This window comes from Microcystis wesenbergii FACHB-1317 (genome assembly GCF_014696875.1).
Lineage (GTDB): Bacteria > Cyanobacteriota > Cyanobacteriia > Cyanobacteriales > Microcystaceae > Microcystis > Microcystis wesenbergii_A.
On record NZ_JACJQV010000243.1, the window covers coordinates 1 to 16,540 of the forward strand.

16 protein-coding genes, 2 pseudogenes and 1 riboswitch are annotated in these 16,540 nt (G+C 43.9%); of the genes and pseudogenes, 4 read left to right on the forward strand and 14 right to left on the reverse strand.

Annotated elements, in window-relative coordinates; all coding sequences use genetic code 11:
• Positions 1–659, reverse strand: a pseudogene (locus H6F92_RS25070) (IS701-like element ISMae34 family transposase); the annotation flags it as partial.
• A 316-nt stretch (positions 660–975) separates the two neighbouring features.
• Positions 976–1,896, reverse strand: a complete 921-nt coding sequence (locus H6F92_RS25075) for an NAD(+) kinase (RefSeq protein WP_190359923.1) — start codon at positions 1,894–1,896, stop codon at positions 976–978.
• Between the two features lie 375 nt (positions 1,897–2,271).
• Here H6F92_RS25075 and H6F92_RS25080 point away from each other — a divergent pair, with 375 nt between their 5' ends.
• Positions 2,272–2,811, forward strand: a complete 540-nt coding sequence (locus tag H6F92_RS25080; RefSeq protein ID WP_002738011.1) for a phycobiliprotein lyase — start codon at positions 2,272–2,274, stop codon at positions 2,809–2,811.
• A gap of 87 nt (positions 2,812–2,898) precedes the next feature.
• Here the strand turns inward: H6F92_RS25080 and thiC are convergent, their stop codons facing one another.
• The 5 genes from thiC to H6F92_RS25105 form a co-directional block, all read right to left on the reverse strand.
• Positions 2,899–4,281, reverse strand: coding sequence for a phosphomethylpyrimidine synthase (gene thiC / locus H6F92_RS25085; RefSeq protein WP_002736411.1), 1,383 nt, complete (start codon positions 4,279–4,281; stop codon positions 2,899–2,901).
• An 8-nt stretch (positions 4,282–4,289) separates the two neighbouring features.
• A riboswitch (TPP riboswitch) is annotated at positions 4,290–4,386 on the reverse strand.
• A gap of 292 nt (positions 4,387–4,678) precedes the next feature.
• Positions 4,679–6,100 (reverse strand): type I glutamate--ammonia ligase, encoded by a 1,422-nt coding sequence (gene glnA / locus H6F92_RS25090; RefSeq protein ID WP_002751874.1) that lies wholly within the window; start codon positions 6,098–6,100, stop codon positions 4,679–4,681.
• A 61-nt stretch (positions 6,101–6,161) separates the two neighbouring features.
• Positions 6,162–6,320: a hypothetical protein gene (locus tag H6F92_RS25095; RefSeq protein WP_190359924.1), complete on the reverse strand. Its 159-nt coding sequence runs from the start codon at positions 6,318–6,320 to the stop codon at positions 6,162–6,164.
• 448 nt (positions 6,321–6,768) lie between these two features.
• Positions 6,769–7,104: a XisI protein gene (locus tag H6F92_RS25100; RefSeq protein WP_190359926.1), complete on the reverse strand. Its 336-nt coding sequence runs from the start codon at positions 7,102–7,104 to the stop codon at positions 6,769–6,771.
• Entirely contained in the window at positions 7,092–7,508 is a 417-nt protein-coding gene (locus tag H6F92_RS25105) for an element excision factor XisH family protein (RefSeq protein WP_190359928.1), read from the reverse strand. The genes H6F92_RS25100 and H6F92_RS25105 overlap by 13 nt, the downstream gene beginning before the upstream one ends.
• A gap of 373 nt (positions 7,509–7,881) precedes the next feature.
• Here H6F92_RS25105 and H6F92_RS26400 point away from each other — a divergent pair, with 373 nt between their 5' ends.
• Positions 7,882–8,787 carry an NHL repeat-containing protein gene (locus tag H6F92_RS26400; RefSeq protein ID WP_242030274.1) on the forward strand — a complete coding sequence of 302 codons (906 nt, stop codon included), beginning with the start codon at positions 7,882–7,884 and terminating at the stop codon, positions 8,785–8,787.
• Between the two features lie 78 nt (positions 8,788–8,865).
• Here the strand turns inward: H6F92_RS26400 and H6F92_RS25115 are convergent, their stop codons facing one another.
• The 4 genes from H6F92_RS25115 to H6F92_RS25130 form a co-directional block, all read right to left on the reverse strand.
• Positions 8,866–9,219, reverse strand: coding sequence for a HepT-like ribonuclease domain-containing protein (locus H6F92_RS25115; protein WP_190359929.1), 354 nt, complete (start codon positions 9,217–9,219; stop codon positions 8,866–8,868).
• Entirely contained in the window at positions 9,209–9,499 is a 291-nt protein-coding gene (locus tag H6F92_RS25120) for a nucleotidyltransferase family protein (RefSeq protein WP_104398352.1), read from the reverse strand. Before H6F92_RS25120 ends, H6F92_RS25115 begins: the two co-directional genes overlap by 11 nt.
• A 248-nt stretch (positions 9,500–9,747) precedes the next feature.
• Complete coding sequence (locus H6F92_RS25125) at positions 9,748–11,310, reverse strand: iron uptake porin (RefSeq protein ID WP_190359931.1); 1,563 nt, start codon at positions 11,308–11,310, stop codon at positions 9,748–9,750.
• A 270-nt stretch (positions 11,311–11,580) separates the two neighbouring features.
• Positions 11,581–12,144 carry a thylakoid membrane photosystem I accumulation factor gene (locus tag H6F92_RS25130; protein WP_190359939.1) on the reverse strand — a complete coding sequence of 188 codons (564 nt, stop codon included), beginning with the start codon at positions 12,142–12,144 and terminating at the stop codon, positions 11,581–11,583.
• 444 nt (positions 12,145–12,588) lie between these two features.
• Between H6F92_RS25130 and H6F92_RS25135 the strand changes: the two genes are divergently transcribed.
• Positions 12,589–13,083, forward strand: coding sequence for a J domain-containing protein (locus H6F92_RS25135; RefSeq protein ID WP_190359933.1), 495 nt, complete (start codon positions 12,589–12,591; stop codon positions 13,081–13,083).
• Between the two features lie 5 nt (positions 13,084–13,088).
• A complete protein-coding gene (locus H6F92_RS25140; RefSeq protein WP_004268884.1) occupies positions 13,089–13,361 on the forward strand; it encodes a DUF3143 domain-containing protein in 273 nt (90 codons plus the stop codon).
• A 227-nt stretch (positions 13,362–13,588) separates the two neighbouring features.
• On the opposite strand, the gene arsS is transcribed toward H6F92_RS25140, so the two are convergent.
• From arsS to H6F92_RS25155, 3 genes and pseudogenes are all read right to left on the reverse strand, one after another.
• Positions 13,589–14,566, reverse strand: coding sequence for an arsenosugar biosynthesis radical SAM (seleno)protein ArsS (gene arsS / locus H6F92_RS25145; protein WP_190359935.1), 978 nt, complete (start codon positions 14,564–14,566; stop codon positions 13,589–13,591).
• Positions 14,567–14,742: 176 nt separating this feature from the next.
• A pseudogene (locus tag H6F92_RS26895) lies at positions 14,743–14,853 on the reverse strand (arsenosugar biosynthesis arsenite methyltransferase ArsM); the annotation flags it as partial.
• 83 nt (positions 14,854–14,936) lie between these two features.
• Positions 14,937–15,743, reverse strand: a complete 807-nt coding sequence (locus H6F92_RS25155; protein WP_190359937.1) for a PEP-CTERM sorting domain-containing protein — start codon at positions 15,741–15,743, stop codon at positions 14,937–14,939.
• Positions 15,744–16,540 lie beyond the last annotated feature (797 nt).

Sequence of the window (16,540 nt, forward strand, 5' to 3'; positions counted from 1 at the left end):
GCCAATCCTCCTAAGTATTTTAGCTTTCTTTCTTCCAGGGCTTTAAGAAAATTTGTGTTGTTGCCATAACCGGCATCTATTAACACGATTTTCGGTCGATAGCCTCTGATTAAGCTCCGGTCAATTAAATCTATCGCTATCTCTGGTTTCTTCTTAAATTCTTTGTCTTCTTTCCCCTCGGCTAAGGAACTAGCCGGTTGATAAATTTCAATGTCTAGGGGTACACTTTTTTTGCCGTCGTAGAGATGGGTAGTGACGGCGACTATTCCGTTGTCTGTCTTGCCAATTTCTCCCAGGTACTGCCTGCCAACTCCGGCGGTCAGATTGCCACTTTTTCGATGTCCTGAGTCATCGACAATCAGGGAAAATCCTCGGGGTATTTGCGTCTGGCGGCATTGGTTCATCACTTGCAACCGACATTCATTCACCTGACGGTCTGACCAGGGAGATTCGGTCAAAAAGTGATGTAATCGGTTATAAACTACTCCGACGGCATTATTGGCCATTTGAGTGAGGTTTTTCCTCTCACTTTCCCCTAATAATCCTCCTAAATATTGTCTGAAGCCGTTTTTTTGCGCTTCGTTTTTGAAGCAATTGTCAAACCGCCGACACCATCGGTCAAAGCATGGGGGCATCGCGGCTGGGGTTGTCTCTTTCATCGCTGCTCTTTCAACGTAAAGTGCTTATTCTTTAACGATTATACTCTATTATACTCTTGTTGATCGTTTAAGTCCCATTAGGGCTTGTTCAATAAATCTAAAAACCTTGTTGGATAAGGTTTTTAGACTTTTTTGACCTCAAAAAGTGCCGACCTTTGGAGTGATTGGGGGGAAAATTCAGGGACTTTTTCCCTGAAAATTAGGTAATTGACCCCCTCAAAATCGGTAAAACCCTACACCCCACCTGCCCCCCCGATGTCGGGGGGGTTGGGGGGGCCACACCCTGTCCCCACCAACAAACTTTTTGCCGCAAACCCTAATTATGACGATTGCCATCATAATGAATTCTTGCTCCGGCCCATTGCAATTTTTCCTGTAGAGTCTGATAAAAAGAATAGCTTTCCCGCAGGATAATAAATTGGGCGAATTTTTCGGCTTTGGTAACTCCCACCCATTGCCCGGGCCAAATGGAAGTGGCTAAAGCACCATCCATCCAGAGTTTAGTATTTAATTCGTAGTCTCCCAGGGGCCAAATACTGACCAGAGATGCCGGGGGAATGACAATCGGCCGACTGGAGAGACTCAAGGGACAAATCGGGGTGACAGCGATCGCTTCCATGCCGGGGTGTATAATCGGACCATTAGCGGAAGCGGTGTAACAGGTGGATCCCGTGGGAGTAGCCACTAATAAACCGTCCCCTTGGTACTGATCTACTACTTCCCCGTCCACTTCGATTTCGAGGATTGAGGTGGGCATCCTATCGATACTAGCGGGTTTCACACACATCTCGTTTAGGGCATAAAATGCCTCGCTCACTGGCTGCGGGTTTCTTTTATCCCCTTCATAGATTCTGGCCGTTAACATCATCCGTTGTTGTACCGCATAGTGATCGGATTGTAAACGCTCCCACACCGTCTCCGTATCTTGGAAAATCTCCAAAGGTTCCGTTAAAAATCCCAGATGGCCGCCAACATTCACCGCTAAAATTGGAATGTCTTCCTGAGCTAAATAGCGAGCGGCGGCTAAAATGGTTCCATCTCCCCCCAAAACGATGGCGAGGTCGATTTTTCCCGATGCTGAGGCTAAAAATACCGGATAGGGATTATCTTTAAAGCCACTGGGTCCCATTAAAACTTTACACTGACGGGCTTCTAACTGTTTAGCGCATTTTTCCGCCCATGCTTTACTTTGGGGATGGTTGGCCTTATGGGCAATGATGACTTGTTTTAACTGCACAGAGTTGAGACCTGGTTCGGAGGTTCTATATTTTTAACAATAGCAAGACCGGGCAGATCGGGTGACAAGTAAAAAGTAAAAAAGGGGTTGGGGGAAGAACCTCGGCCTGACTGTAGCCAATTTGACAGAATTAATCGATAGATAAGGGTAGATGGAATTAACTAGGATAAGCTGGCAGGTTTTAGCAATCTTATCCCCTTTTTTCCCTGTAACTGCTGTATCTATGCGGCTTTTTCCCAATTATCTCCCTCACCCCTACCACTTAATTTCCATGCAGGGTTATAATTTTATTAAGATGTGTAACAATTCTCTGGCAAACTCTTGACAAAGGATAACAAATCTGCTCTCCCAAAAAACAGGAAAGGTTTTATTTCTATGACATTAATTCAAACCGCCCAATTATCGCTAGAAACTTTGGCTTTAGCCTTTTTTAAGCAGACAGAAGGACGCTGGCAATCCCAGAGACGTTATTACACCCTCACCCAAGAAACGGAACCCCAAGAAGTTATCAGCGCCATCGAGATTAAATATTTACCCCAGGGCAGCGAACCATTAATTCAACTGGCCCGTTTACATAATCTGGAAGATACAACTTTATTAGGTGGCACGGAAGTGACTTGGCAAAGTAATTATCTCCGTCCCCAGAGTAAAAAACCCTCCAACGGTTCCACTATATTCGGTATTTTAGATAATATTCTCTATCGCGATCGGGGATTTGCGACGGATAAACCCGTTAGCGCTATTTATACCTTTCCTAACCCCTCTACTCTCTGTCTGAGAACAGAATACGCCGGTTCTGTCTTTGAAGAGGAAATTAAACTCATCGGTCAACAATATCGCACTCGACAAACTATTATCTCTCGCGCCGGTCAAGAATTGATGATCGGTCAATATCTAGAAAAACGGGTCAATTAGTCAAAAAAATGGCGGTTATTCCCATAATTTTGACTTTTATCCTAGGAATAGGGCTGAAATCAAATCAGCCCTTCCCATAACTCCCCTTTAAACTGGGGTTAAATTGTCTTGATTCTGACTAGCGAGAAACTTCTCTAATTCCGTAATTGCATCGGCATCGACCTTAGTTTGCATAGGACAGAATTTCGGTCCACACATCGAACAAAACTCCGCAGTCTTATAGATATCTGCGGGTAAAGTCTCATCGTGGTATTCCTTAGCGCGATCGGGATCCAAGGATAACTGAAATTGACGATTCCAATCGAAATTATAACGAGCTATGGAGAGTTCGTCGTCACGATCGCGCGCTCCAGGGCGATGACGGGCGATATCTGCCGCATGAGCCGCTATTTTGTAGGCAATTAAGCCATTTCGCACATCTTCAGCGTTGGGTAAACCGAGATGTTCTTTCGGGGTGACATAACATAACATCGCCGTCCCGTACCAACCCGCCAGAGCCGCCCCGATCGCCGAGGTGATATGATCGTATCCTGGGGCAATATCGGTGACAAGGGGACCGAGAACATAAAAAGGTGCTTCGCTACACTCCTCCATTTGTTTTTTCACATTAAACTCAATTTGATCCATGGGAACATGGCCCGGTCCTTCCACCATCACCTGTACATCGTGTTCCCAAGCGCGACGCGTTAGTTGACCGAGGGTTTTCAATTCCGCTAATTGGGCTGCATCGGAAGCATCGTGGGTACAACCGGGACGTAGGGAGTCACCGAGACTAAAAGAAACGTCATAACGCTTGAAAATCTCGATAATTTCGTCGAAATGGGTGTAGAGAGGATTTTGCTTGTGGTGGTGTAACATCCACTTAGCAATAATACCACCACCCCGGGAGACAATCCCGGTCAGACGGGTTTTGACTAAAGGCAGGTGTTCGATGAGGATTCCCGCATGAATCGTCATATAATCCACCCCTTGCTGGGCGTGTTTTTCGATAATGTGGAGGAAATCTTCGGGGGTGAGTTTTTCAATATTGCCGTGAACACTTTCCACCGCTTGATAGATGGGTACAGTACCGATGGGGACGGGAGAAGCATTGATAATCGCGGTGCGAATTTCGTCCAAATTACCGCCACCGGTGGAGAGATCCATCACCGTATCCGCGCCGTATTTGACCGCTAGGTGTAATTTTTCCAGTTCTTCGTTAATATTCGAGGAGTTGGGTGAAGCCCCGATATTAGCATTAACTTTACACTTAGAAGCAATACCGATCGCCATAGGTTCGAGGTTGAGGTGATTGATATTAGCGGGAATAATCAGTCTTCCTCGGGCGATTTCGCTGCGAATCAATTCGGGAGAGAGATTTTCCCGTTTTGCCACATACGTCATCTCTTCGGTAATTATCCCCTGACGGGCGTAGTGCATTTGCGATACATTTGCTTGTCCGCGCCGGGGGGCAACCCATTCTTGTCTCATAATTTTATTTCCTCTGTAAACAGCTTCCCTACGCTGGAATTACCCAGTCTCAGGTTCTAAGGGTCTTTCTCAGCCTGATTACCTCAGACACCCCTAGCTATGACGGCAATTGTATCACTGTTGACGACTGAGGAGATAAAGCTTAAGATTGTTGTTTGATTGGGAAGTAATACTAAATCCGTTGAGTAACGCACAGAAAACGGGTTTCTCCGAGAAACCCGTTTTCTACTCATGCACTCATGCAAAACGGAGAATAAATAATCAGTTTTTAATAACTGGATTTAGTATGATTACTGTTTACTGTTCACGGCAAAAAACTCCCCACTTCCCTGCTGATTCCGAAAAAAAGGGGCAGGCAAAAAGCCTACCCTAGGATTGATGATTATTCAATCAAACCTTAGACATCGTAGTAGAGAGAGAACTCGTAGGGGTGGGGACGTAAGCGCATCGGGTTAACTTCGTTATCGAGTTTGTAGGTGATCCAGTTTTTGATAAAGTCTTCGGTAAAAACACCAGAATCGGTCAAGAAAGCGTGATCTTTTTCGAGACTTTCTAGAGCTGCTTCTAGAGAACCGGGGGTAGAGGGTATTTTTGACAATTCTTCGGGACTGAGTTCGTAGATATCCACATCGAGAGGTTCTCCCGGTTCAATTTGATTTTTAATCCCATCGATACCAGCACAGAGCATGGCGGCAAAAGCGAGGTAGGGGTTAGAAGTCGCGTCAGGACAACGGAATTCTAAACGTTTGGCTTTCGGGTTGCTTCCCGATAAAGGAATCCGAATCGAAGCGGAGCGATTACCTTGGGAGTAGGCTAGGTTTACGGGGGCCTCAAAACCGGGGACGAGACGCTTGTAGGAGTTGGTGGTGGGGTTAGTTAAAGCTAAGAGCGCGGGAGCGTGTCTAAGCAAACCACCGATATAGTACAGTGCCATTTGGCTGAGTCCGGCGTATTTATCCCCGGCAAACAGGGGTTGACCATCTTTCCAGATAGACTGGTGAACGTGCATCCCAGAACCGTTATCACCAAAGATGGGTTTAGGCATAAAGGTGACGGTTTTACCGTATTTCTTAGCCACGTTCTTGATGCAGTATTTATAGGTCATTAAGTAGTCGGCGGCCCGTACTAGGGTAGAGAATTTAATCCCTAACTCGTTTTGACCACCGGTAGCGACTTCGTGGTGATGTTTTTCAATGGGAACTCCGCAGTCGGCCATGGTTAAGAGCATTTCCGTGCGAATATCTTGAGAGGTGTCGGTGGGACTAACGGGGAAATAACCCTGTTTGTAGGCGGGTTTATAGGCAAGATTTCCGTCTTTTTCGTCTTTACCGCTATTCCAACGACCTTCGACACTATCCATGTAGTAATAGCCGGAGTTGGCGGTTTGGTCGAAACGAGCGCTATCAAAAAGAAAAAATTCTGCTTCCGGTCCAAAAAATACAGTATCACCTAAACCGGTACTGCTAAGATAATCGATCGCTTTCTGAGCAATAGAGCGAGGATCGCGGCTATACCATTCACCGGTTCTCGGTTCTTTGATGCTACAGATCATGCTTAGGGTAGGTTCCTTGTAGAAGGGATCGATCCAAGCAGTGGTAGGATCGGGAACCATGGCCATATCGGACTCGTTAATTGCTTTCCAACCGCGAATACTGGAACCATCGAAGGCAACACCATCGCTGAAAGAGCTTTCATCGATTTGATCGTAGTAGAACGAGCAATGTTGCCAGATACCTGGCATATCAATAAATTTCAGGTCGATAATCTTAATATTGTTGTCCTGAATCATTTTCAAGACTTCTTGTGGCGTTTCGGGCATGGAAAACTCCTTTGACGTATGGATCGGTTCTTAAGCTTCTCAAAAAACCCATCCTAAACAGTCACCTTGGCTGATTTTGTATTTTTCGATACAAAATCTTTAATCCTAGCTTGAAAAAATCTGTAATTTCCTTGTTCAGGTCGGTAATGGCTCCGAAGGGCAATTTGCCCATCAGCGGTTCCCCCATTGCTTGTGTCGTTTTTTTTTCTTTATCGGTCATTATCTATAACCGACATTCCGCACATCTTCATATACTTTTATATATTTTTACATTCCCCAAGATGTTTTGAGGAAAAACCTTCATTGTAGAAACTACTATTGAGAACATTTTCAATAATTGATTTTTTCTGAGAAAAAAAATTACAATTCTTCACCTTGATAAAAATCAATCATTGTAGCTATAGTCCCTACTGGCAATGGGTTTTAAGCAATATATTAGTAAAAATTATCAATTGAATGTTAAGAAGTGCGGAAAGTGGGCTATAAGTATTTAGCAAACACACCCGAATCAATGTAAGCTGTTCGTAATTTAAATTGCTTGTTGAGACGGGGCAAGGGGGGGTGGGCTAATCTAAGAATAAGCGGTTTAAATACGTCTTAGCTTAAAAGGCGGCGATTGCAATTTTTGTCGGGGTTCAATTATGTGTTACTCCAATCTGGTTGGTTCCCTAAGCAACAGCAAACCCCGTATATTGTCTGACCGCAGGTTCGTGAAATCCTAAGACAATATCTTCTTGATTGATTCCCGCAGCTATCAGTTCCTTGGCAATTCCATCTTCGGTATTGTCACACTGAATCCAAACTTTCTCGGCAATTATCTCCACATGAATTAAACAGCTATGAAGGTGCTGGTTTTTGTCCCAGCCTTCAGAGATAATTAGGTATTGATCGGTTTCGGTATCAAAGGCAGCACGGTTGCGGATGTTGGCGTTAGCATAAGATATATTAAGGTAAGGTCTTAAAACTTGGCGGATAATCTGGCGGTAGTTTTCTAGTTTATCCATTGGGTAATTACCTCCTGTTCGGGATTAAAGATAATTAGATTAAGACTGTTATCAGCTAATAAAATTTGACCAATTTCTTGACTAAATAACTGAGTGAATACTGTGGTGCGGATAGCTAAATAAAGTCTTCTGTCCGAGGCTAAGTAGCGGAGGATTTTCTGATAGAGGACATATTGGCCGAGGGCATTTTTCAGGTCTTCAATTTCGGAAGTTCCCAGAAAGCTCTTAATCTCAACGGCAATTTTTTGTCCTTGTTTTTCGGCGGCTAAAAGCTTGTGGGCGGCTAAGTCGATAAAGATATCTTTCTTGCCAATTTTCAGGCTGAGAGGGTCATGGGTAACTGTCCAACCATCTTTTATGAGAGCTATTTTGACACAATCATGATAGATGTCCTTGGCTGGCATGGTAATCTCCTCCAATCACCCTCATTTTAACGGCAATTGGGTAGTTGCGCTGCTATCCGACCGAATCCGCTTCAACAACTTCGAGACAGAGGTGAACGCAAAGACGAATCCGACAGACCGCGCCACAATAACTCAAGGAAGACGATAGTTCGCCTGAGAAGGGGTAAAACAGCGGAAAACACCTGAGACTCCCTGCTCTGTCAACCCCTAAGCTAGGGAGAGAAATATAAAGATTTATTAAATTGTAGCTTTTGATACAGTTGTGGGGGGGGGATGTGTACTGTTTTGCTATTCGCCTTTGCTGTTGGGTTAGGCTGTCGCTTGACTCAACCCACTGTTCTCACGATCCACGTCTATTGGGGGAATTTCGAGTATGAAAGCAATCAAACGGCTACTAGCTTACAGTGCGCTAACCCCACTGCTGTTGCTAGTTTCAGCAAAAGATGCTAAGGCATCTCTTCTCGGTACAGATTGGTCGAATTTTAATAGCAACTTGTATTCAATTGACACTAACACCGGGACAGCTACTTTAATCGGCCCGACCGGACAGATTCGTATGATTGGCTTAGTTGTAGATGTCGATAGTACTATTTACGCCATCAGTGAAGAACCGAACAGCCGTCTTTGGACACTTAATCCTACGACTGGATCTTCTACTCTGGTAGGACTGCTTGGGTTCAACTTGCAGGAAGGTGACATGACTATTGATCCTGTTAGCGGTGATATGTATGTTGCTAATGGTAGTGGTGACAATCTATATATCGTCAATAAGGGAACTGCGGCAGCTACCTTAGTAGGAAGCTTTGGTGCTGCGGGATGCGACGTTTCTGGCCTACAATTTTTTGATGGTACGCTTTATGGATTAGCACTTAGGGACGGAGATCCAGATGTGTTGGGGACGGTAAATATAGCCAGTGGGCTGTTCACGACTATCGGTGCAACTGGTACTAATTGCGGGGTAATTGCTGCTTTAGGAAGAGACCCTGCCAGCGGCACTACCTATATCGGCTGCCCTAACACTGCTTTTGGCAATGATAATATGCTGTATGCCGTCGATCTGACCACAGGTGCATCTGTTCTATCCAATGCCCTCACAGGTGTTACATCAAGTATCTCTGGTTTTTCAGTAGCTGGAGAACCATCAATCTTGAAGCCAGTCCCCGAACCCACCTCAACCCTCAGCCTCCTCGCCCTCGGCACTCTCGGTGCAGCTTCAACCATCAAGCATAAACTAAAACCCTCTAAATCCACTGAAAAAGAAACCACAAAAGTAGGCTAAATTGCCTCTAAAATACCATAAATGCCCCTTCATTCAATCTTGAGGGGGTTTATTTTTTTACTTTCGCTTATTAAACAACTATTCAGCCTCTGTTTCCCTTTCTAACACTTCTTGTAGTTGTGGCACTAAAGTCGATAAATCTTCTTGAATTGTTGCCCAAACTCTACTTAAATTAACTTGAAAATATTCGTGAGTTGCCACATTTCTCATTCCTCCCATCAAACGACAAGAAATAAGAGGATAGCGAGACTGAATTTCCTTTGGTACATTTCTAGTTGCTTCTCCAATAATTATAAAATCATAGAGAACCGCTTTGACAGTTGTTTGATTCTTAGCAAATTCCTCAAACGTCATTCCCTTTGTACGTTGTTCAATTGCAGTGATAGATTCTAAAATGTCTTGAAGGAAAATTCGCCAATCTCTAGAAGGCATTGATAACATCCTCCAACACAGGTTCTCGTAAATGTTCCCTTAAGGTATCCTGAGTTCCTAAATCCACAGAACATCCCAGAATATCTTCTAAATAATACTGTACTTGCAGAAGTTGAAAAAAACCACCTTCTTGATTAAATTCTACTAAAAAATCCACGTCACTATCACTATGAGCTTCATCCCTTGCCACTGAACCAAATAAAGACAAAGATTTTACCCCCAGTGTTTGTAACTGTTTTCGGTGTGCCGCTAGAATTGCCAGTACCTCGTCTCGTTTCATCTGGTGTGTCCTTGAACCTGCCATCAATATTATAGCTTTGTGGGTACAACCCTCAAGCATAAACTAAAACCCTCTAAATCCACCGAAAAAGAAACCACAAAAGTAGGCTAAATTGTCTCTAAAAATACCATAAATGCCCCTTCATTTAGTTAGTTTAGAGTGGGAAACGCTGGAACAGCAGCCAGTGGAGAAATGATGTCAAATCCCGTCATACTTTATCTTTATTTCTGACTGGCTGCCTAGATAAATCAGAAAGTAAAAGTCGTGCGGATAGTACCGATAACTAAGGTAGAATTGTTGTTATTTGAGTTGGGAGAAGTAATCACGATTACCCCCGGAGTAAGGGCAATATTATCGGTGAGTTTCCACTCATAAAATCCTTCGATATGAAAGGAAGTATCGGGATCATTAGTGGAGCTGCCATCATTTAACCTAATACTAGAACTAGATACCCAAGGCTGCATACCAACAATAATACCGGCCGTATTTCCTTCCTTAAATAAATCAGGAAAAGCCAAAGTTACCGCCCAATTCCAGATATCTAAATCCCCGCGTTCTACTTGTCCATCTAAGGTGCTAAGGGTGATAGCTTTTGTGTAACCCCCCCAACCACCGAGGACAAAACCATCGACAATTCGCCAAGTAAATTGTAAACCCAAACTATTGTTAATTGTCGGGACAGCCTCCCCGAATAGTTCTTCGGTGAAAAATTGGAAATTCGAGCGCTGGCTTCCCGTTCCCGTATCTAATTGGTTATAACTATGAAGGTAGGATAAGGCAATGCCAAAATTCTCGTTTGGAACATAACCCAGCTGCCCTAGGGCAGTATAGGAACCGTTAAATAAACCCCCTCCCGGGTTAGGATCGTTAGCATCTCCGGCAAGATAACCGGCGCTGAATTGCAAAGCCCCATAATTACCCTGTAAACCGAGTCCAGTTTGTCCGGGGGCAAAATAAAGGGGATTGCGGGTACCAAAAGCGGAAAGCGCCCCACTAGCACCGTCTCCATCCAAAAAGTTGAGGGTATTGGTAAAGTCATCTTTAGCACCTCCCGTCGCTTCTAACCAGAGGTGGATATTTTCCGTTACGGGGAAACTGTAGTTTAAAACTTCTAGCAATAAATCATTGCCGTCGGGTTGGGTAAAAGCTAAGGTACTTTCAAAAGTTCCCGTAGTATCGGCTAAATCGGCAATATTTCCCGTTGCTAGACGGGTATAGAGTAAATCTTTGCCTGTGAAGCTAGTATTTAATTCTAAACGGGCCCGATAACCAAAAGCTGGTACTTGGGGAATCCCTTCACCACCGTTTTTTTCTCCTGTGGCTACCCCATATAATGCCATCACCACTTCCCCAGTTAATTTAGTGGTGGTGGAAAATTGATTATTTTCCAGAAAAGCGACTCGATTTTCTAAGTTATCAACCCTAGCACCCAATGCCGCTAATTCGGTCTCGAATTCGCTAACTAATCGCTTGATTTTGTCTAGATCTTCTTTTAATACCGCTACTCCTTCTTGAATCAATCTTTCTAGGGTATTTAAGCAAGCATTCAACCCGGCGGCAAATTCCCAACGAGTTAAAGCGCGTTCACCGCGAAAAGTACGGTCAGGATAACCTACTATACAACCATACCTCTCCACGAGACTTCTTAAGGCCTCAAAAGCCCAGGCGGTGGGAGAAACATCCCGCAATTGATTGACACTTGTTACCTGTGCCATGGGGTTACTAGAGAGGTTTTCGAGACTATTAGCCAGTACCGGACTAGAAAAACCCAGTAATATCGCTGCTGTTAGGAAATTTTGCTTGATTTTCATTGCTGTCTCCCACACCTACAAGAATGATTATTGTTCTCAGTATAATCAGGTTAGCAAACTTTTTCCAGTCTGGCACTGTTGCCAATATTTTTCAAATGTTACTCCAGATAAAATCTGAATTGCCTAGCATTTATTGGTTCAAATAAATCTTAAATGATAATAAAAGCAATAAGTAAATAATTTTATTGTTCCTAAGAACAAGATAGAGACGCTGCTGACAGCATCTCTAAATGATTATTTTTAGTTCAATTGAGGATAAAAAAGAGGTAACTAGCGCAATTCAGCGTTAAACTCGTTAAAAGAGCGTCTTTTTAACTCTACCGATTCTGATCGAGGCAAAAGATCAAAAATCTTTCTTAAGACATCATCCACATCTTCATATTTAACATTGCCCAAACCATCATAAACCACTTTACCTTGTTGGTCTAAAACCACCGTTTGGGGAACCCCACCGCGATAATAGTAACCCGGCTCATCGGCACGATAGGAAGACTTTAAGGGGATAGAATCGACAGTAACGGGGATAATACTGGCGGCGCGACCGTAAAACTCTTGAAAACGGGAGACAATCGCCGCAAATCGCTTACAATCACTACTATCATCCAGATAATAGACAATAATAGCCGGAATTTTCCGTTGAAAAGTTTCCGCTAAATTTAGACGCGGTGGTACGAGGGAACCATTACCCGCATAGACCACAAAAATATTACCATCGAGGCGATCGTCATCGATTCCCGCGTAGGCGCTAGGGGTTAGCCAAGGAGACAAACTCGCCAGGGCCATAATAAGAAAAACAAGACAGATCTGAAGACGCAGCCGATAACGAGATTTCATGATCAACAGGGTTAAAATATTAAGACAATTTTCAGTTTGACATACCCCACGCCGTAAACGGACGTGGATTCTTCTAGCATCACTGCTGAGAATTTCTGGCTCAACGAGTCCACTTGAATTAGATTCCTGGCGAAATCCCACCCAGAGGTGGTTCTCTCCTCAGACTTTCTCTCCCTTACAGAAGCCTGTTTTCCTATGCCCTAGGATACAGTTCAAAACCTCTAAAATAATTGGTTTCTCTGGTACTTGACGCTTAGAGCTTTTACCTATAGGAGCATTCCCCTATAGAACCCCATAACTCTAGTTTTCAAGGTGCGTTCATCGGTTGATGACTGGGTTTTTTAAGCGGTTGCTTACCCGGCCCGCTATTCTTAATATCATACATCAGATAAAGTCGCCCTAAAAGGGCGAGGCTTTAAACCCAATTTTTCGGTAAAAAATCTTGTGACCTTCGAGCGCGATAATTCCCAAACCACCTCGCGAGTCATTGCCGCTAACTCGCGCTTTGCCAATACTTATTATGCCATTCTCGGACTACATCCGAGCGCCTCGGTGATCGAAGTGCGGCGCGCCTATCGGGAACTAAGCAAACGATACCACCCCGATACTACCGAACTCAGCCCCGAAGTGGCAAAGGTTAAATTCCAGCGTCTTAACGAAGCTTATGCCACCCTGAGTAATCCCGATCGCCGTTCCCTGTATGATTTACAGATAGGTTACTCGCGCTGGAATGTCATCCAAACCATCCCCGATAGCGATGAACCCATAGCTAATCGTAGCGCCTATCTCGATCCGACCGATCGCCCCCTATCTTCGGGAGAGATTTTTGCTTTGTTTATCTTGGGACTGACTCTGCTCGGCTGCTTGTTACTGGCGGTGATTATTGCTATGCTTCGAGGAGAGAATGCCGTCACTGTAGCCCAATTATTTTTGATTTAGATGCGATGAAGATTCCCACTGCTGATACTCCCCTCTATAATCATCCCTTACCGGCGATCGAAGCATGGCTAGTTAAGTTAGGTTGTCGGAAAAATACCGAGAATATCCACTGTTGGACGGTGGAAAAACCGACATGGAAAGCGGAAATCTGCCTCGACATCGAAGAAATCACGGTTCGTTACTTTCGGGCAGCCAATGACGGCAGTGATATCAATCGCGCTTTTAAATACTCCCTTAGTCGCCAAGATATCGAATCGGCGGTTTTTTCTGGTCCCTAATCATTAGTCCAACTTTTGACTAAAAAGTGCCAGGGATTGGAGTGATCGGGGGGAGAATTCAGGGACTTTTTCCCTGAAAATTAGGTAATTGACCACCTGAAAATCGGTAAAACCCCACACCCCACACCCTACCCCGTTAAGACAGCGCCGGAGTTGGCAGCAGGGAGAGCTAGTCCGAGCATTTGTACTAAATTTTCCAAGACACGCTGTCAATCCAGTACACTTGTTCAGCTTGAAATCAAAGCTCCTCCACAACTGGAACCGCTGCCAGCAGTGCAACCGTAGCAATAGGAAGCGGTTTGTACCTCTGCAATTACATCTAAACTATCCGCTTGTAATAAATCCGGCAGGGTTAATTTTTGGCCTTGACTGGTGCAAGCGGCCCGATCCTCCATCTGATTAAAATCGCAGTCATAGATATTACCCAAATAATCAATGGAAAGCTGATTACGACACATCAAATGTTCGACAGTATCGCCATTAAAATAGTCTTCGAGGAATTGAAGATAGGGGTGATAGAGTTGCCGGTGTTCCAGATGGAAGCGTGTCCTTCCGACGGGTAGGTTAGTGATAGTAAATAGATTGTTAAAAGAAATATTAAAATGTTCTTGCAAGAACTTTTTGTAATCCCGTGTTAGGGATACCTGATCCGGTGTGAGAGAAAAATTATATGACTTAGGAATCTGGGGATTATAGACTAAATCCACCATCAAATTCGGCTCTTGAGCGTACCCGAGACGGTTTAACCATTGTAAAGCGGCGATTGATCGATCATAGACTCCCGGACCGCGCATTTTATCCACATTATCGGCAAGATAACAGGGTAAAGAAGCCACCACCCGCACCTGATGGCCAGCGCAATATTCAGGAATATCAGTAAATCCTTTCTCGAAATAAATAGTTAAATTCGAGCGCACAATTACCTCTTTTCCCGCTTTTCTAGAGGTTTCCACAATTGGCTTAAAACCGTAGAGCATTTCCGGAGCGCCGCCAGTCAGATCGACGGTTTTGATTTGGGGAAATCTTGCGATCAGTTCGATAATTTGTTCGCATACTTCTGGAGTCATTTCTTCGGAGCGAACCGGACTAGCTTCCACATGACAATGGCTACAAGCAAGGTTACATCTTTTTCCCAAATTAATTTGCAGAACCGAGATTTTTTGCTTAGTTAAAGGAGTTTTTAGTTTCTCAACAAAAGGAGTCATGGGAGAGTAAACAGTAAATAGTAATCAGTGACCAATCACTAATCAATGATAACTGATAACTGATAACTGATAACTCACATCTGATAACTGATAACTGATAACTGATAACTGATAACTGATAACTGATAACTGATAACTGATAACTGACCGATCAAACTTGTCTCGACCGTGCTTTTTTAACAGCAACCGCCCCCGTTATAGTGCCAAGTGGACTCGGTGATGAGGATATCTTGGGGAGAGAAGCGAGCTAAGTTGCCCGCAGTTTGATCACAGACGGCCAATTCCAAAACAAAACCGCCCCCAAAGGACGGTACTTCAAACCGAGAAGCTACGATGCCTCTCCTCATAGTTATCTTGATGTTAAGCTCAGTTAGCTATCCTTTTGTCGGCGTTTCATCGCCAGACCTAGGCCACCAACAGCAAGAATTCCAGCAACAGTCCCAGGTTCGGGAATAGCTACCTGGGTGAAGGTTTGTGAGAAACTCGTAAGGTTGGCGGAACCAGCAACAGTAGCAGAAATCCTGCGAGCTAGTAGGGAAAGATTGTTAGAGACCGAAAGCGTGTTTACTCCGGGTAACCCTGGAGAGCTATCGTCATTAGTCACAGGTAGGTTGGGGGGAATGCTTCCAGTGCCCGAAAACGTTGCACCATTTAATGTCACAGAACTCAATGTTCCCGTAGTGGGGCCCGAAACTGAAGCACCTGTTATGGCATCTATCTGTTGGACGATTGGGAGATTTCCAGCGGATGTGACCTGGAAACTGAAGTTGAGAGTAGCAGTCCGATTGTTGGTCGTGGTATTAGATATGCTCAGGGCGTTATTAAGAACAGTGTGACTGAGGGTAGAACTACCAAAACCAGGACCGAAAGTGCCGGTTGCACTCACTTGAATGTTGCTTGCGGGATTAGGAAGAAGACCCGTAGGATTTGTGGTAAAGTCGTCAAGAGTCCAGTTGCTGAACAGTTTCTCAACCGTGCCATCGCCGTTCTCATCAACTGAGATGAAAGCATCCTGATTGAAAAGCTCTGATAATAAGATCGATCCAGAAAGAAAGTTGCTGCCATCGAAATATTGTACTACGGCAGCCGCCTGTGCTGGTGCAGTGGCAAGGCCTAGGCCAGCGGCAACAGCCAGAGCAGCAGCACTAGGAATGGTGTATTTGCGTATTTTTGTCATCTTACAGAGACTCCTTAGGAAGATTAAAGGTTAGCGTATAGGCTACTCCCACGAGGATAACAGTAAATGTCTCATCTGTCAACACCTAATGGCCTATTTGTCAACCGACATTCCGCACATCTTCATATACCTCTATATATTTTTACATTCCCCAAGATGTTTTGACGAAAAACCTTCATTGTAGAAACTACTATTAAGAACATTTTCAATAATTGATTTGTTCTGAGAAAAAAATTTACAATTCTTCACCTTGACAAAAATCGATCATTGTAGCTATAATCCTTACTGGCAAAGGGTTTTCAGCAATATATTAGTAAAAGTTATCAATTGAATGTTAAGAAGTGCGGAAAGTGGGGTCAATGATCACGGGTGCATCTCATTTTTGTAAATCTAGCAAGTTGGGATTTTTACGGGCAAACTCTCGGCTAAAATCGGAAGTAATGCCCGATTTTATCCCTCAATCCCAGCTTTTGGGGGGTAGAACCCCCCCAACGGGTAGGGTTGATTCATTTAAATTAAGTACAGCTGATTTTGAGTCAATAAATTTGATCGAGGATTCTCAAGTTTATCTTTTTCTAATCAAAAGAGTTAGTGACAATAACTAATCTTTAATCTTCTGCCAATATTTATTATGAATAGATTGATAAAGCCTGTTCCCAAGCCACTAAAAGCCTATCTCTCTTGAAATTTTCTGAGAGTACATCCTGTTAATTTAGCTAATTTTTCTGCTTCTTACGTCGATAAAACTATCAGTTTTTCCCAACGTTCAGCTAACCACCTCTGTCCCTCTGTTATTG

Excerpts from the sequence above, each read along its gene's own strand:
- H6F92_RS25130 (WP_190359939.1), bottom strand. The coding sequence starts at position 12,144 with ATGAAATCTCGTTATCGGCTGCGTCTTCAGATCTGTCTTGTTTTTCTT.
- arsS (WP_190359935.1), bottom strand. The coding sequence starts at position 14,566 with ATGACTCCTTTTGTTGAGAAACTAAAAACTCCTTTAACTAAGCAAAAA.
- H6F92_RS25125 (WP_190359931.1), bottom strand. The coding sequence starts at position 11,310 with ATGAAAATCAAGCAAAATTTCCTAACAGCAGCGATATTACTGGGTTTT.
- H6F92_RS25115 (WP_190359929.1), bottom strand. The coding sequence starts at position 9,219 with ATGCCTTCTAGAGATTGGCGAATTTTCCTTCAAGACATTTTAGAATCT.
- H6F92_RS25140 (WP_004268884.1), top strand. The coding sequence starts at position 13,089 with ATGAAGATTCCCACTGCTGATACTCCCCTCTATAATCATCCCTTACCG.
- H6F92_RS25080 (WP_002738011.1), top strand. The coding sequence starts at position 2,272 with ATGACATTAATTCAAACCGCCCAATTATCGCTAGAAACTTTGGCTTTA.
- H6F92_RS25120 (WP_104398352.1), bottom strand. The coding sequence starts at position 9,499 with ATGAAACGAGACGAGGTACTGGCAATTCTAGCGGCACACCGAAAACAG.
- thiC (WP_002736411.1), bottom strand. The coding sequence starts at position 4,281 with ATGAGACAAGAATGGGTTGCCCCCCGGCGCGGACAAGCAAATGTATCG.
- H6F92_RS25155 (WP_190359937.1), bottom strand. The coding sequence starts at position 15,743 with ATGACAAAAATACGCAAATACACCATTCCTAGTGCTGCTGCTCTGGCT.
- H6F92_RS25100 (WP_190359926.1), bottom strand. The coding sequence starts at position 7,104 with ATGGATAAACTAGAAAACTACCGCCAGATTATCCGCCAAGTTTTAAGA.
- H6F92_RS25095 (WP_190359924.1), bottom strand. The coding sequence starts at position 6,320 with ATGACCGATAAAGAAAAAAAAACGACACAAGCAATGGGGGAACCGCTG.
- H6F92_RS25105 (WP_190359928.1), bottom strand. The coding sequence starts at position 7,508 with ATGCCAGCCAAGGACATCTATCATGATTGTGTCAAAATAGCTCTCATA.
- glnA (WP_002751874.1), bottom strand. The coding sequence starts at position 6,100 with ATGCCCGAAACGCCACAAGAAGTCTTGAAAATGATTCAGGACAACAAT.
- H6F92_RS26400 (WP_242030274.1), top strand. The coding sequence starts at position 7,882 with ATGAAAGCAATCAAACGGCTACTAGCTTACAGTGCGCTAACCCCACTG.